Source organism: Rhizobium grahamii CCGE 502, assembly GCF_000298315.2.
In the GTDB taxonomy this organism is placed as follows: domain Bacteria; phylum Pseudomonadota; class Alphaproteobacteria; order Rhizobiales; family Rhizobiaceae; genus Rhizobium; species Rhizobium grahamii.
In genome coordinates, this window is sequence record NZ_AEYE02000022.1 from 75,643 (window position 1) to 91,396 (window position 15,754).

Genomic DNA, 15,754 nt, shown 5'->3' on the forward strand with positions numbered 1-15,754 from the left:
TCGTCATTTGTATTCTGCAGGATCGCTCCGGCGACGTCCAGCCAACTCCTTGAACCATTTGCGATGATGTCGCCACGCCCATCCGCCGGTGACCGTACCGCGGGTCATGGCCCGCAATGTCCCGCGCGTCCAGATCGCCGCATAGACGTGGAGGATGAAGAGCAGAATGATCAGCACCGCGGCCAGGGAATGAAAGAGGAGTGCGACCCGCTTTGTCGATATGGCAGTGTATTCCAGGAAGTATTGGTCCCAGATCGTGATGCCGGTGGCAATCAGGATCAGGATGAAGAAGGTCATGCCCCAGAAGATGAGCTTCTGACCAGCATTGTATTTGCCGAGTTCGGGAAGCTTTTCCTCGTTGCCCCTGACGAGATCACCGATCTGCGCGGTCCATTGCACATCGTCCCGGTTGAGCAGGTTCAGCCGCCAGAGCTGAAAAAAGAAAATGAAGAAACTGAAAAACAGCACCACGCCGATCCACGGATGCAGCATGCGCGTATTTTGGCCGCCACCAAAAAGAGCAGTCAGGAAGAACAGCCACGGATGGAACATGGAGAGACCGGACAGCAACAGCAGGATCAGGCTCGTTGCCGTGATCCAATGGTTGAGTCGCTTGCCAGGTCCGTAGCGGTTGACAGTGATCGGTGGTCCTACATCGATCGAATCTTCTGGATCCTTCTTCACCTCTTCGCTCATGCGTCCTCCTTGCGAGGTTCACCGCTTTGCACGAACGACTCGGCATGCTCCTCGTCTTGACGCTGCACCCGGTTTGGTTTGCCGAAGATGCCGTGCAGGATCGCGCCGGCGGCCGTCAGTCCCATGGCGGCAAGTCCGGCATATTTGGTCACACCCTTCCAGGCCTGAACGACAGGGGAGATCGTCGGATTGTCTGGAAGGTCGGCATAGAGGTGTGGTCTGTCATTATGGTGCAGCACATACATCACGTGTGTGCCGCCGACGCCTGGCGGATCATAGAGGCCGGCATTGGCAAAGCCGCGCGAATTCAGGTCCTTGATCCGCTCGTCCGCGTGTTTTTTCATGTCGTCCTTGGTCCCGAAAACGATCGCCTGGGTCGGACAGGCCTTGGCGCAGGCCGGTCCCTGTCCCATGGCCACGCGGTCGGAGCAAAGCGTGCATTTGTAAGCACGGTGATCGGCCTTCGAGATGCGCGGGATGTCGAACGGACAGCCCTTCACGCAATAACCGCAACCGATGCAGTTCTCATGGATGAAGTCGACGATCCCGTTGGAATACTGGACGATCGCCCCCGGCGAGGGGCATGCCTTGAGACAGCCCGGATCGGCACAATGCATGCAGCCATCCTTGCGGATCAGCCATTCGAGGTTGTCGGTATCGGGGTTCACCCATTCTGTGAACCGCATAAGCGTGAACATGTTCTCGGAAAGGTCATGTGGGTTCGTGTAGACGCCGATGTTCTCGCCAATTTCCGGATTGGTATCGTTCCACTCCACGCAGGCTGCCTGGCAGGCCTTGCAGCCGATGCATTTCGAAACGTCGATCAGCTTGGCGACCGGGGTCAGCTGCCGCTCGGGTGGGGGCAACTCCTGCGTGGCGGAACGCCGGATCAGGTCCCGTTCTGTAAGGTTCGTTTCCATTGGCTGCACCGGCGGGTTGCTGACGGCCGTGCGAGGGCTATCCATCATGCGGATGCCTCCTTGTCCTTAGGTGCGCTAGACGGTTCGATGTTGACCAGGAAGGCCTTTGATTCCGGCGTCTCGATGTTGGCATCACCGACGAAGGCCGCCAGTGAATTCGGACCGAACCCCTTCCTCGCCGACCCGGTAAAGCCCCAATGGAGCGGTACGCCGACCACATGCACCGGCTTTCCATCGCAGATCAGTGGTCGGATCCGCTTGGTGACCAAGGCCTTTGCCTTGACCGACCCGCGCTTCGACCAGACGCGGACCCACCCGCCGTTGTCGATGGCCTTTTCCTTCGCAAGTTCTTCTGAGATTTCCACGAAGAACTCTGGCTGCAGCGCGGCATTGACGCGGTTGTGCTTTGTCCAGAAGTGGAAGTGCTCGGTGAGCCTGTAAGATGTTGCCGCATACGGGAATTCGTCCGACGTGCCCAATCGTTCGAGGTCTGTCTGGAATACGCGGGCGACCGGGTTGCCACGCATCTTTGGATTGAAGACGTTCGCAACAGGCGACTCGAAAGGCTCCATATGTGCCGGGAACGGCCCGTCGCGCAGGAGCCCGCGAGCAAACAGCCGCGCCGTCCCTTCCTGGTTCATGATGAACGGCCCAACGTCTCCAGGCTTGGCGGTCGGCGAAATATCTGGAACATCGTACCCCGACCACTTCGATCCATCCCACTCGATGATCTTGCGGGAGGGATCCCACGGCTTGCCCTCGAGGTTCGCCGAGGCACGATTATACAACGTGCGGCGGTTGAGAGGCCATGCGAAGGTCCATCCGAGGTAGGCACCGGTCTCGTCCGGATCGTGATTGTCTCTCCGGGCCATGTTGTTGCCCTGTTCGTTGAAGCATCCCGAATAGATCCAGCAGCCCGACATGGTCGAGCCATCGTCCTGCAGCTGCGAGAAGTTCACCACTTGCTTGCCTGCAGGGACCAGAACCTTCGTCGGGTCCGTCGGATCTTTTACATCCGTGAGGGCACGTCCGTTGATTTCTCGGGCGAGTTCCTCCGCGGTCGGCTCGTTCGGATCGGCATAATCCCAGGACAGGTTGAGGATGGGATCAGGGAAGGCACCCCCTTCCTTCTTGTAGAGATCCCTCAGCCTGATGAAGATCTGGGCGATGATATAGGTATCGTGTTGAGCCTCTCCTGGTGGCGAACCACCGGCCCAGTGCCATTGAAGCCATCGTCCCGAATTGGTGAGCGAGCCTTCCTCCTCCGCAAAGCAGGTTGTCGGCAGCTGGAACACCTCGGTCTGGATTGACCCGGTTTCTACCGGGTTGAAGTCGCCATGGTTCTCCCAGAACCGGGAAGTCTCCGTGTCCAGGGGATCCATGGTAACCAGCCACTTCAGCTTCGAGAGGGCCTTGGTATTCTTCTCACGGTCGGGGAAGGCAAGAATGGGATTGAAGCCCTGGCAGATATATCCATTGACCTTGCCGTCATACATTAACTCGAACATGCGCAGCACATCATACGCGGGAACATCGAGTTTCGTCAGGTAGTGATAGGCCCAGTCGTTGTCCGCCTGGGCGACGTCACCCCACATGGCCTTCTGAAAGGAAACCATGAACTTCCTGTAGTTCTGCCAGTAGCTGGTCTGCCCCGGCCGAAGCGGCTTGAATTGCCGCGTCGACATGTAGGTGTTGAAGTCGGTTTCCTTCTCGCTCGGCACCGTCAGATAGCCGGTCAAGAGATGGGACATCAGTCCTATGTCGGTAAGCCCCTGGATGTTGGAATGCCCGCGCAGCGCATTCATGCCTCCGCCCCGTACACCAATGTTGCCGAGGATCAGTTGGAGCATGGCCATGGCACGGATGTTCTGCGAGCCGCTGGAATGCTGCGTCCAGCCGAGCGCATACATCGAGGTCATTGTCTTCGTTGGCGTAGAGCACTCCGAGATCATTTCTGCGACCTTCAGGAACTTGTCCTTGGGAGTGCCGCAGATGCGCTCGACCATCTCGGGCGTGTACGGTGCGACGTGTTCCTTCAAAAGGTTCCATACACAACGTGGATGCTGAAGCGTCGGATCGGTCGCAACGAAGCCATCGTCCCCAATGACATAGTCCCAGGTCGACCGGTCATAGTCGCGCTTTTCCTCGTCGTAGCCGGTAAAAAGCCCGTCCTTATAACCGAAGCCGTCCTGGACGATGTAGGAGGCGTTGGTGAAGGCCTTCGTGTAATCCCACTGCACCCTGTCGTTGTCGATGCAGTATTTGATGACGCCATTGAGAAAGGCGATATCGGTTCCCTGGCGGATCGGCGCATAGAAGTCTGCTACGGATGCGGTGCGCGTGTAACGCGGATCGACGACGATCAGCTTAGCACCCCGATGGGCCTTCGCCTCCGTTACCCATTTGAAACCACAGGGATGTGCTTCCGCCGCATTGCCGCCCATGACGACGACGAGGTCGGTGTTCTTGATGTCGGTCCAGGCGTTGGTCATCGCGCCACGGCCAAAAGTTGGGCCCAAACTGGACACCGTTGGGCCGTGTCAGACGCGCGCCTGGTTGTCGAATCCTGCTATTCCGAGGCTCTTGGCGAACTTGAAGGTCGCCCATGCCGTCTCGTTGCTGGTGGCCGAAGCCGCAAGCATGCCCGTGGTCGTCCACCGGTTGACGGGCACGCCCGCCATATTCTCAGCAACGAAGTTTGCGTCCCGGTCGTCCTTCATCAACCGGGCGATGCGATCGAACGCGTCGTTCCAGGAAATCCGCTCGAACGTGTCGGAGCCGGGCTTGCGGTGCATTGGATATTGCAGTCGGGTGGGAGACCGGACGAAGTCCTTGAGCGCCGCGCCCTTGGGGCAGAGTGTGCCGCGATTTGTCGGGTGATCGACATCGCCTTCGATATGGATGATATCGGCTTTCTCGCCTTTGCGCAGATCGCCCTTGGAGTAGATGATGATGCCACAGGCGACAGAGCAATAAGGACAGGTATTGCGCGTTTCGGTGGTGTTGGTCAGCTTGAAAGGTCGCACATGCGCGATCTCCGCAGCCTCGGCCTCGCCGAAGCCCATCGCGCCAAGCGATGTTGCCGCTACACCCGCACCCGCCAGCTTGAGAAAGCTGCGCCGAGAGAGGTCGAGGTTCATGGGGTCTCCTCTTGGCAAGTTTGCGTTCCTGGAGAGCAAGATGTGTAAACATTCCGCGCTCGTCAAGCGTCGGGGCCGCGAGAACGAAGCCAATGCTGAGAGTTCGCCTCGTGAGCGGCCACATCGGGCATACGCGCGACGTGCACGTGCGACGCTGTTGAGGTTGTTCAGACGCTTCCTGTTTCCGACTGAACGCGCCAGTTGTCGCTTGGCACGAAAGACACCGATTTTTCGCCCCTGCCTAGGTGGCGAAGATCACCGCCATTCCCATGAAGACTGTTCCTGCGCCGATCCAGGCTCCGAACGCGGGTCGCTCGCGTGTGACCGCCCATATCATGGGAAGCACGAGGACTGGCGTGGTCGCCGACAGGGTCGAAACAATACCCACGTTTCCACCTGACAAGGCAAACAGCAGCAGCGTCATGCCCAAGGCCATTGAAAGCAGCCCGGAGCATGCGGTCATTGCTACGCTTTGCCAGCTGAATCTTGGGCGCGATCTTGCGGCGAACGGCAGTTGCGAAATGACAGTGAGACAGGCTGCAGATACGCCGACACGAAACAGTGAGGCCAGGACAGGATCCATGCCACCTTGCATCACCGGTCGTGCCAGAATTGATCCTGCCGCTTGCGCAAGAGCCGCCAGGAGACCGAGACCGATGGCGATCCACAGCGGCCCCTGGATTGCTTCCCAAGGATGCTGCTGACTGGATCGTTTTCCATAGAGAATCGCGATCACCACCCCGATCGTCACGAGTGCGATGCCTGTCAGAGCGACTGGAGAGATGGTCTCGCCCAGAAGGGCCCAGCCAAGAACGGCGCTCATTGGCGCATTCATGGCAAACAACACTCCTGTACGCCGTGGCCCCAGACGGATGAGCACGCTATAAAGGATCGTATCTCCGGCAAATATTCCAATCAGTCCCGACAGCAGCAACGGGAAGGCGCCGTTTATATCGAGTTGCCTCCAGCTTCCGGTCACCAGGACCTCGACCAGAAGAACCAGGGAAACAGAAATCAACTTGAGGCTATTGAAGCGCATCGCGCCAAAATGCCGAGCTGGCTTTGCTGAAAAGAGACCGGCCAGCGCCCAGCATACGGCGGCGCCAAATGCCGCAAATTCATAAACTAACATCTGAAATAACCTGATCGTTCTTTGAAAACGCCGAGCCTCGAACGCTTGGGTTTAGCCTTCTGCGCATGACTGTTCGAGCCAATCCGCAAACCCCTTGACCTTCTGTCGGGCGTCCCCCCGGGCGGGCCACAGCGCGTAGTAACCGTAGCCGCTGTCGATGACACGCTCAAAAGGCGTTACCAGTTCCCCGCTCTGGAGCTCCGGGCCGGAGAACGCAAAGTCACCCATCGTGACGCCGTAACCGCTCGCTGCAGCGGTCAGTGCAAAGTCCTGGGTATCGAAGACCTGGTGGCGAGCCGCCTTCAACGAGTAAGCTCCTTCCGCCTGCAGCCACAATGTCCAGTCGCTATGTCGAGGATTGGAGTGCAGCAATACGCAGTCCTGAAGCCTGGAGACCTCTGGTGGGTCTCCAAGCCTTGTCAGAAGTTGAGGGGAGCACATCGGTGTCAGTCGCTCGCGAAGAAGAAGCAGCACATCCATGCCGGGCCAGTTCCCGTTGCCATAAGTGATGAGCATGTCGATATCGCCAACCGAAAAGGTAGGGCGCAAAAACCAGGCCGTGTCGATATTGATGTTCAGATCGCTGTGGTGGCTATGAAGGTCCGGCAGGCGTGGCAGAAACCACTTCCGAGCAAATGTAGGCGGCATGCGCACTGTCAGGGATCGCACCGTGGAGCGTGTTGCTTCGAATGACGTCCTCAGCGACGCGAGCATGCTGTCAACGATTGGAATGAGCGCCATACCCCGCTCCGTCAAGGCGACCTTGCGGGTATGTCGTTCGAACAGACTGCAGCCAAAATAGTGCTCGAGCTGCTGGACCTGCCTGCTGATCGCGCTCTGGCTGAGATTGAGCTCGACAGCCGCCGCTGTGAAGCTTCCGGTTTCCGCGACGACGGAAAAGGTCTGCAGGGTTTGCAGTGGCGGCAACCGGCTTTGATCGAATCTGGGTTCCATTCGCTGTTTTGCGTCCTAGCGGATTTGAAAGGGAACCAGCCTTAAAGCAAGTCGGTCGAATGGCAACAGGCCGGGCTAGGCAATGTTCAGCCGGGCGGCCTGGGCTGCCTCCCTGACACGGCAAGGAGCCGTTCCTCCCTTGTGATTACGACTGGAAACCGACCCTTCCACCGTCAGGATCTCGAAGACGTCATTGCGGACCAAGGGCGCGAGAGCCTGCATTTCGGCAAGCGACAGATCAGAAAGGGTGGTCAGGGCCCGGTCGCGCGCGAGCCCGACGATCGCCGCGACGGCGTGATGCGCATCACGGAACGACATACCCAATCGCACCAGGTAATCGGCAAGATCGGTCGCCGTCGAATAACCGAGCTTTGCGGCCGATAGCATCTTGTCGCGCTTGGCAATGATGCTCGGAATCATTTGCGCGGTCACCCGGACAGCGCCACGCACGGTCTCGAGCGTATCCGTCAGCGGCGGCTTTGATTCCTGCTGGTCCTTGTTGAAGGCCAGAGGCTGGCTTTTCATGAGTGATGCGGAAAATGTCAGGTTTCCGAGTGCTCGCGCTGCTTTGCCTCGCACCAGTTCTGCGAGATCCGGATTGCGCTTCTGCGGCATGATCGAGGATCCGGTGCAAAACTGGTCTCCAATCTCGACGAAGTCGAACATCGGCGTGCACCACAGAATCACCTCTTCGCTGAACCGGGAGAGATGCCCCATGATGATTGCACCGGCGCTACAGATGTCGATGACGTAATCCCGGTCCGACACCGCATCGAGCGAGTTTGCAAATGATGTCGCAAAGCCGAGTTCGGAAGCGCTGTAACCAGGATCGATCGGAAAACCGGTGCCAGCCAGAGCGGCCGCGCCGAGGGGCGAGACGTTCAGGCGCGTGCGGGCAGCTTCGACCCGATCGAGATCGCGCAGGAACATCTCGACATAGGCCATCATGTGGTGACCGAAGGTAACAGGCTGGGCAATCTGCAGATGGGTGAAGCCGGGCATGATCGCATCAGCATGCTTCTCGGCAAGATCGATGAAAGCGTTTATCAACACCTTCAGGTCGAGAGCCAGAAGGTCAAGCTGCTCGCGGGCATAAAGGCGGATGTCCGTCGCGACCTGATCGTTGCGTGACCTGGCGGTATGAAGCTTCTTTCCCGCAGGGCCGACCAGTTCGGTCAGCCGGTTCTCGACATTGGTATGGACGTCCTCTAGCTCCGTCTTCCAATCGAAAGATCCCGCACGCATCTCCTCGGCGATCTGATCGAGACCACCCTGGATCTGGTGGTTTTCATCCGGGCTGATGATCCCTGCTCGAGCGAGCATTCCGGCATGGACCTTGGAGCCGGCGACGTCGTGCAGGGCGATGCGCTTGTCCTGGTCGAGGCACTCATGGAAATCCTGGAAGTCCTTGGACGTCGCTTCCTTGAAGAGGGGTGACCAGGTTGCGTCCTTCTGATTTTTCATCTCGATGCTTCCGTTGGTTGTCGAACGGCAGTTGGTGCCGGTTGTTGGAGTAGCCCGAGCAGGATGCGGGCATCAGCCTGATTCTCGAGGTCCAGAACGACGTCCCGCAAAGACGCGACCTTTTCAGGAGACAGGACACCGTTGGTAAGCGAGACATACTTTTCGATAAGGCGTTCGTCGCTCAATGGATTGCGTGGGCCTCCAAGCGGGAACTCGACGACTAGCCGATGGCGCTCGCCGCTCCGCGTCTGAATGGTGATGGCGGGTTCGTCGTCGTCGTTCATCGCTGGATCGATGCGAACGACGATATGATCGATGATCGATGCGATCTCAGGTGCAGCGAAGGCATCCCGCTCGAGCTCGGAAAGGAAGACCTTGCCGTAACGGAGCCGTGCGGCAAGGGCATAGGGGAGGCTCATCTGTGCCTGGGCGCGAGAATCCAGGATCTTTCCGCCGCACATTCCAAATTGGAAGCGGCTGATGTCGACTTCGAGACCTTCGATCGCGTCGGCTGTGATACGATGGGTTTGCATCAGCATATCCAGGGCATCGATCCCTGCATGCGTGCCACGGCAGGTCGCGTGCGGTTTGATGGAACACCGGTCGAGGCGCCAGTGCTTTCCGAAATCGTGAACCAGAGCTTGAGGATCGCCCCTGTTGCCGCCGAAGGTCGCAAAGAAGCTCCCCCAGCTCGCCGCGTCGAACACGCTGTCCGGTCCCTGAAACCCTCGTTTGGCGAGGTAGGCGGACATCAGTCCACCCTCTGCTGCACGCCCAGCATGAAGCTTCTTGGTAGAGCTGCCATTATGGATAAAAGCCCATGTACCTCCAGCGAAGGAACATGCCGCGCCAAGGGCCGAGGCCATCGCGTCGACGTCGAGATCAAGGATCGTGCCCACCGCGGCCGCGGCACCAAAGACGCCGCAAGTCCCCGTCGAATGCCAGCCGAGCCCATTATGCTCCTCATATCCGCCAACCGCCTCGAGGACACGTCGTCCAACCTCGTAGCCCATGAGGACGCTGCGCAGGAGGTCGCGTCCACTGAAGGCTTCTGTGCGATCGCCGAGTGCGGCAAGTACCGAAGGCAGGACAACAGCACCGGAATGGTCGCATCCGCCGCTGTCGTCGAGTTCGAAGGCGTGTGCCGAAACACCGTTGATGAAGGCGGCAGTCCGTGAGTTCGCCGAAAGTGGTCGCCCCCAGATCGCAGAACGCCCTCCCTCCGCGCCGAGCATATCCAGGACGGAACGGGTCTCCCCCGATGCTGACCCGGCAAGCGCCGCGCCCAGAGTATCGAGGATATGCAGCTTGGCCTTGTGGATTGTCTCCCGCGGGAATGCATCGAAGTCCGTCGATCGCACCTGCTCGGCAAGGCTGCGTGTCAGGTTATCGCTCACCAGCCTGCTCCTCATTGACGTAGGCATCGTAAACGTTGATCGGATGGTCGATCGGCGTTTTCGCGCCCTTTTGCCGATGCCAGCCGGCGACGTCGGCAGCTGTCGCCAGCCACACGTCGTCAAAACCGCTGATGTGGCGAAGAAGCTCTTCGACGATCGCGATCCGGCCGGGCGTTCCAGTCCATTCCGGGCGAAGCTGGATGACGTAGCAAAGTCCATACTGGCGATAGGCGTCGAACTCGGAGATCCAGTTTCCGAGGACAGCCTCGTAGGACGGGATGCGGCTAAGGCCCTTCGGGAAGGCGGGTGTGAAGTTGAACTGGAAGTAAGGCCGGTCTTCCAGCTCGATATGGACCGGGATCTCGACGAGCCCTGAGCAATGGGAATAGGGGAGGTCGTCGCCATTTAACGATGCCGACCAGGAGTAGCCCGCTTGCACCAGGAGTTGGTCGAAATTGCGTGGCCAGTTGCCGGTCGCAAGCCTGAAGCCGGTTGTTGGACGCGACGTGATCGTACCGATCGCTTCGGAGCTGCGCCGAAGCAACTCGACAGAGGCAGCCGGAGCCAGTTCGTCATATCGCTCGAAACTCCAGCCATGGCTCTCGAGCTCGTGACCGCCCGATAAAACGTCACGCATAAGCCGCTCATGCTTTTGCGCAACGACACCGGGAACGAACCAGCTTGTCGGAACCCCGAAGGCCGCAAAGGTGTTGCAAAGGCGTTCGACGCCCCTGGTTGCGCCGTACTGCCAGACCGACAAACTCTTGCTGCGATGTGCGAGATCCGGTGCTTCGCTTATGGCATCAAGTCCGTCGTCGAAAATAACGGATACGACCGCCGCAGATCGTTTGCCTTCCGGCCAATAAGTTTCTGATGGAATGCTGGTCACGCGGATGCCTCGGGATTTTGCTCGATCCACCACTTTGCGATTTCAGAGCAGGTGGCTGTCCAAGCGCTGGCCCCATGCGCGGAGATCGCCTTGAACAGTCCCTCCAGAATTGGTAGGCGGCCGGGTTTGGCGCAGACCTTTGGGTGAAGGATTGTCGTCCAGCACAGGCCCTCGCGATGATAGCCCTCGAATTCGGCGCACCAGTTGCGGCAGACATCAGCGTAACCGGAAATGCGATCGAGACCGATCGGGAAGTCGGGGGCTTCGGTGTAGGCAAGGGCGGTGTAGTCGTCGATGTCCCAACGCCCTGGAATTTCGACAAGACCGCGTCCACGCGGTGTCATGTGGAAATACGGCCGGTCGTCGCCGCGCATGGAACTCGAATAGATCACGCCGAACTCGTGGAGGATTTCAGCGGTCTCCACTCCCCAGTCCCCGGACGGAGTGCGAAATCCGACCGGTGTGACGCCAAGACGCGCGCGAAAGACCGCACGTGAGCGCTCCATGATGTCGATCTGCTGCTGTCGGCTGCAATCGATGAAGACCTCATGGTAGTGGCCATGATAGGCGATCTCGTGCGCCTCCCTCAAAATGCGTTCGCACTGAGACGGCCAATGCTCGACCACCCAGGTTGGCACGAAGAAGGTCGCTCGCAGTCCGTATGCGGAAAGCAGGTCCAGAAGACGCGGCAGCGCCCGGAAGGGGCCATAGGCGCCCTGGGTGAAATAGCGAGGATTGGACAGCAGTGATCCATCAAGCATGGCATCGCCTGTCGGGCCATCGACGTCGAAAGCAAGCGCAACCGCCGACTGCCGACCCTTCGGCCATCGCGGCTTCTGCTCAACAAAGGTGGTTGAAGGCTTGGCAGTCATGGAGGTCGTATTTCTCATGTTAGAAGGTCGCAACAATCCGCCCCGGGGCGCCAACGGCGCCCGGCTTCAATCAGTGCTTCACTGGAAGTCGGAGGTGCCGCACCGTTAACGCGGCACTTCCAAACGAGTTACTTGACGCCGTTCACGACAGCTTTCGGGACAGCGTTATGGACGAGCCCCCATTTCTTGAGGAGCTCGTCGTAGGTACCGTCCTTGATGAGGGCGTCGAGCGCGCTGGCGACGGCATCGCGCAGGCCGGTGTTGTCCTTCTTGAAGGCCATTCCGAACACATCGTTGCTTAGCAGCGGGTCGCCGACAAGCGTGTAGGTGTTTGGTTCGATCTTCATTTGGTAAGCGATCGTTTCGATACCCTGGACAACAGCATCGTAACGGCCTTGCTTCATGCCGAGGCGGGCGGCGTTTGAATCTTCCGTGCCGTCAAACTTGATCGCCGGCTTTCCCTTCGCTTCGCAGTTCGCTGCGCTCCAGTCCTTGACGTTTTCGCCGAAGGTCGTGCTGCGGCTGCCGGCGACGGACTTCCCGCAAAGGTCAGTCGCCACCTTGTACTTGTCGGCGCTGGCATTGACCGTGAACAGGATCGGGCCGCTGGTCAGATAGTCGACGAAGTCCATGCTGGCCTGACGCTTCGTGTTGTCGCTCATGCCGGAAATGATCATATCCGCGCGACCGGTCTGCAGCCCGCTTTGCAGCTGTTGGAATGCTGCCGGGACAAAGACGGTGGTAAGGTTCAGTTTCTTGGCGATTGCGTTGGCAAGGTCGACATCGAAACCATCGATCACGCCGGTTTCCGGATTGACGTATTCCATCGGCGGGTAGATCGGGTTGCTGAGGATACGAATTTCTCCGTCCTTGAGCAGCTTCAGGTTTGATTCTGCGGACGCCGCCGTTGCGACAAGCGACAGAAGCGCAGCCGAGATGACGAGATGCATGCGTTTCATGAGTTTCTCCTCCAATGAGTTCTTCACGGTTTGACTGTTGTTAGAGCACCGCAGAGATGAAATTCCTCACTCTGGGATTTTTGGGATCTTCGAGAATTTCGGCAGGCGTACCTGTGTCGACGATCATCCCCGCGTCCATGAAGAGGACACGGTCAGCCACTTCTCTGCAGAAGCCGATCTCATGAGTGACCACGATCATTGTCGTGCCCGCTGCCGCGAGTTCTTGCATGACGGCGAGCACCTCGCCGACGAGTTCGGGATCAAGCGCTGATGTCGGTTCGTCGAAGAGCATCGCCTTCGGCTTCATGGCGAGCGCTCTTGCGATTGCAATCCGTTGCTGCTGACCGCCGGACAGTTCGCCGGGATAGGACTCTGCCTTGTCCGCCAGGCCGACCCGTTTGAGAAGCGCGCGTGCTTCTGCCACGCAGTCCTGCCGAGGGCGCTTCTGGACGCCAACAGGGCCCTCGATGATGTTTTGAAGGACAGTTCTGTGTGGAAAGAGATGGAATTTCTGGAAGACCATCCCTACGGCCTGCCGCTGCCGGGCAATCTCATGGTCGGGAAGAGGAAACAGGCGGTTGCCCTCCCGGCGATATCCGGCAATCTCCCCGTCGATTGCAATATACCCGGCATCGATCTGCTCGAGTTGGTTTATGCAGCGCAGGAAGGTGCTTTTTCCGGAGCCGGAAGGTCCGATGATACAGACGACCTCACCCTTCTTGATCTCGAACTCTATGTTCTTCAAAACGTGGAACGTGCCGAAATATTTCTGAACGCCACGGGCCTTGATGATCGCGTCCATCAGCTTGCCTCCCCGGCCAGAGCCTGAGTGTCCGCCTGCTGGGCGGTCGGGGCACGTCTGCCCCAGCCCTTCGAAAAGTAACGCTCGATGTAAAACTGACCGACGCTGAGGACCGTCACGACAATCAGGTACCATACCGTTGCGACAATCAGCAGTTCGATGACGCGCGAATTCGCATAGTAGACGTCTTCGACACTCCTCAGCACCTCGGAATACTGGATGACGCTCGCGAGAGACGTAAGCTTCACCATGCCGATCGTTTCGTTGCCGATCGGCGGTACGATGACACGCATAGCCTGTGGAAGAACGATTTTAAGCGTCGCACGCAGCTTCGTCATGCCGATGGACTGGGCCGCCTCCATCTGGCCCTTGTCGATCGACAGAATACCGGCTCGCACGACCTCTGCCGTATACGCGCCCTGCTGGATGCCAAGGCCGAGGACCGCCGCGACAAACGGTGTCATCACGTCGACTGTTTGGACCGAAAACACACCGGGTATGCCGAGCGTCGGAAATATGAGGGCGAGATTGAACCACAGCAAAAGCTGCAGAAGGGCGGGCGTTCCCCGAAAAAACCATACATAGCCGATGGCGATGTTGCGCAGGACGGCATTGTCTGACATCCGCATGATGGCGGCCAGAACCCCGAGCATAATGCCGACAAACATTGCGCAAAACGTCATGATGATCGTGTTGCCTACGCCGGAAAGGATTGCGCTCGCAAACAGGTATTCCGAGACCACGCTCCAGGCGATGTCACCCTGCCAGAAGGCTTTGGCCAACAGCAGCAGCAGGATAATGCTGACACCGGCCATGATCTTGGTGCCGATTTTCTTGGGCCTTACGATCTCCAGCGAATCCGCGTCCAGAGACGGTGATGTGTTCATATCCGATCCCCTGAGCTGTTCGTAAGCTTCGATTTCTGTCTCGCAGATAAGGTTGTTTTGAAAGTTTCCGCAAACGACAATCAAACATGCAATTCATGCGAAAAACGCATAATAAGGCGGCCAATGCAGGGTTCGAGAAGGCCAAGGATTATCTGGTTCCTCGACACTTTGATCCGCAGATAAGAGCAGAGTCGGAGCGCGCCTTGGCTGATCCCAACGGGATGGGCGCAGCACAAAATGGCAAGAAGACAGATCGACATGGAAGGCGAGGGAGCCAAATCAAAGGAGGCGTTGAGGCGGCTTGCGATTTTCGATCGAGCTGGATCACCCTTGGCGAAACGATCAACTGGTGTCATTCAAGGCTCGGCTTATCCGCAGACTTTGCGCCGTGCTGCGTGGCAATTCGCAAGATCGGGTGCCTGTAGCTCCTGAGGGCGTTCGTATGGTCTGCAAATTGCTGAGCAGCTGACGGGTGATCCCAATGTCCTGCAGACCCTAAGGCAATCCCAGAAGCTATAGAACCGCGCGCGGTTTGAGGTGTACGCCTTGAAGGCGCACGACATTGACGCCCGGGGGGTCTTTTGCTTCCATTCAGAGATGGAGGCTGACATGCCGAGCATAGCGAACGAGAACAACAATGAGCGTATGAGTTTGAGGGTGCCTGCCACGGCCAAGGCCAAACTCCGGCGCGCTGCGGCGCTTCGCAATACCGATCTGACGAGTTTCGTGACCCAATCCGCCCTGCGAGAAGCAGAGGCTGTGATAGAAGAGGCCGAGACGATCAGGGTGTCGCGGCGCGATCATCTTCGCATTCTTGAGCTTTTGGAAAATCCGCCCAAACCCAACGCCAAGCTACGCGCCGCGATTGTCGGTTTGCCTGACGCCCTATGACCTTACCTGCATGGCATGAGGAACCGATCGCCAAGTCCCACGGTCGGGCAGCCTTCGATTGCGGCGACGTTCAGATGAATGAGTTTCTGGTCCGCTTGCCCGACAGAGCCATGAGCAAAATGCCTCGAAGACCTTCTGTGCTATCGACGACGCAGTGCCCAACCGTATTCTTGGGTTCTATACGATCGCGCCTTCGGCAGTCGAGCATGCAACAGTGCCCGATGCAATGACACGCGGGTTTGCCCGCCATGATGTGCCGGGCTTTAAGCTTGCGCGACTGGCTACCGACCGCGCGGTTGTCGGGCAGGGACTGGGAGGCCAACTCCTTGCCGCCGCAGCGCTGCGCTGCTTGCGACTTGCGGGGGAAGGCGGGGGACTGTTGCTGATCATCGATGCCAAAGGCGAGCGCGCCGCCAACTGGTACGCTTCTTATGGCGCCGAACCGCTGAAGGACAAACCGCTAACTCTCGTAATGCCGCTCATCACCTCCGCGGCCGACCTGCGTGGCAAAGGTCTCCTCTGATCCTGCAAGGCGGGCGGACACGGTATTTTTCATCGAGAATCGAACAGTCGCCTCTGAGAGATGGCGATCCTGAAGCAAACTCTATCATCTGGTCAATCCGAGAGCTGGGCAACTGCAGAAGCCTAGCTTGGAAAGGGCCGAAAAAGGGGCAAAGCGACCGCCGTACACGCATCAGCGCCTCATCGGGCCAAAAGAGTGGCGGCGCGTCGAAAGTGAGTTCAGGCTGAA

Annotated in this window: 14 protein-coding genes and 1 pseudogene; 3 read left to right on the plus strand and 12 right to left on the minus strand. The window is 58.6% G+C overall.

Features of this window, described 5'->3' with window-relative positions; genetic code table 11:
* Window positions 1-3 precede the first annotated feature (3 nt).
* The 12 genes from RGCCGE502_RS18570 to RGCCGE502_RS18630 form a co-directional block, all read right to left on the minus strand.
* Window positions 4-696 (minus strand): formate dehydrogenase subunit gamma, encoded by a 693-nt coding sequence (locus RGCCGE502_RS18570; RefSeq protein ID WP_016555724.1) that lies wholly within the window; start codon window positions 694-696, stop codon window positions 4-6.
* Entirely contained in the window at window positions 693-1,664 is a 972-nt protein-coding gene (gene fdxH, locus RGCCGE502_RS18575; RefSeq protein WP_016555725.1) for a formate dehydrogenase subunit beta, read from the minus strand. The genes RGCCGE502_RS18570 and fdxH overlap by 4 nt, the downstream gene beginning before the upstream one ends.
* Window positions 1,661-4,756: a formate dehydrogenase-N subunit alpha gene (gene fdnG / locus RGCCGE502_RS18580; protein ID WP_081647275.1), complete on the minus strand. Its 3,096-nt coding sequence runs from the start codon at window positions 4,754-4,756 to the stop codon at window positions 1,661-1,663. The genes fdxH and fdnG overlap by 4 nt, the downstream gene beginning before the upstream one ends.
* A 241-nt stretch (window positions 4,757-4,997) precedes the next feature.
* Complete coding sequence (locus RGCCGE502_RS18590) at window positions 4,998-5,888, minus strand: EamA family transporter (RefSeq protein WP_016555728.1); 891 nt, start codon at window positions 5,886-5,888, stop codon at window positions 4,998-5,000.
* Between the two features lie 51 nt (window positions 5,889-5,939).
* Complete coding sequence (locus tag RGCCGE502_RS18595) at window positions 5,940-6,842, minus strand: LysR substrate-binding domain-containing protein (RefSeq protein WP_016555729.1); 903 nt, start codon at window positions 6,840-6,842, stop codon at window positions 5,940-5,942.
* 75 nt (window positions 6,843-6,917) lie between these two features.
* The gene (argH, locus tag RGCCGE502_RS18600; protein ID WP_016555730.1) at window positions 6,918-8,306 is read right to left on the minus strand and encodes an argininosuccinate lyase; all 1,389 of its coding nucleotides are present in this window, start codon (window positions 8,304-8,306) and stop codon (window positions 6,918-6,920) included.
* Complete coding sequence (locus RGCCGE502_RS18605) at window positions 8,303-9,703, minus strand: MmgE/PrpD family protein (RefSeq protein WP_016555731.1); 1,401 nt, start codon at window positions 9,701-9,703, stop codon at window positions 8,303-8,305. The genes argH and RGCCGE502_RS18605 overlap by 4 nt, the downstream gene beginning before the upstream one ends.
* A complete protein-coding gene (locus RGCCGE502_RS18610; RefSeq protein ID WP_016555732.1) occupies window positions 9,693-10,592 on the minus strand; it encodes a polysaccharide deacetylase family protein in 900 nt (299 codons plus the stop codon). Before RGCCGE502_RS18610 ends, RGCCGE502_RS18605 begins: the two co-directional genes overlap by 11 nt.
* A complete protein-coding gene (locus RGCCGE502_RS18615) occupies window positions 10,589-11,482 on the minus strand; it encodes a polysaccharide deacetylase family protein (RefSeq protein ID WP_244441743.1) in 894 nt (297 codons plus the stop codon). Before RGCCGE502_RS18615 ends, RGCCGE502_RS18610 begins: the two co-directional genes overlap by 4 nt.
* A 110-nt stretch (window positions 11,483-11,592) precedes the next feature.
* Window positions 11,593-12,423 (minus strand): ABC transporter substrate-binding protein, encoded by an 831-nt coding sequence (locus RGCCGE502_RS18620; RefSeq protein ID WP_016555734.1) that lies wholly within the window; start codon window positions 12,421-12,423, stop codon window positions 11,593-11,595.
* A gap of 40 nt (window positions 12,424-12,463) precedes the next feature.
* Window positions 12,464-13,225 carry an amino acid ABC transporter ATP-binding protein gene (locus tag RGCCGE502_RS18625; RefSeq protein WP_016555735.1) on the minus strand — a complete coding sequence of 254 codons (762 nt, stop codon included), beginning with the start codon at window positions 13,223-13,225 and terminating at the stop codon, window positions 12,464-12,466.
* Entirely contained in the window at window positions 13,225-14,112 is an 888-nt protein-coding gene (locus RGCCGE502_RS18630; protein WP_040675054.1) for an amino acid ABC transporter permease, read from the minus strand. The genes RGCCGE502_RS18625 and RGCCGE502_RS18630 overlap by 1 nt, the downstream gene beginning before the upstream one ends.
* A gap of 86 nt (window positions 14,113-14,198) precedes the next feature.
* Here RGCCGE502_RS18630 and RGCCGE502_RS38045 point away from each other — a divergent pair, with 86 nt between their 5' ends.
* The 3 genes and pseudogenes from RGCCGE502_RS38045 to RGCCGE502_RS18645 all read left to right on the plus strand — a co-directional run bounded on the left by RGCCGE502_RS38045 (window position 14,199) and on the right by RGCCGE502_RS18645 (window position 15,526).
* Window positions 14,199-14,537, plus strand: coding sequence for a hypothetical protein (locus RGCCGE502_RS38045; RefSeq protein ID WP_040675014.1), 339 nt, complete (start codon window positions 14,199-14,201; stop codon window positions 14,535-14,537).
* Between the two features lie 184 nt (window positions 14,538-14,721).
* The gene (locus tag RGCCGE502_RS18640; RefSeq protein WP_040675056.1) at window positions 14,722-15,003 is read left to right on the plus strand and encodes a type II toxin-antitoxin system TacA family antitoxin; all 282 of its coding nucleotides are present in this window, start codon (window positions 14,722-14,724) and stop codon (window positions 15,001-15,003) included.
* Window positions 15,000-15,526: pseudogene (locus RGCCGE502_RS18645) on the plus strand (GNAT family N-acetyltransferase). The gene RGCCGE502_RS18640 and the pseudogene RGCCGE502_RS18645 overlap by 4 nt, the downstream one beginning before the upstream one ends.
* The last annotated feature ends 228 nt before the right edge of the window (window positions 15,527-15,754 follow it).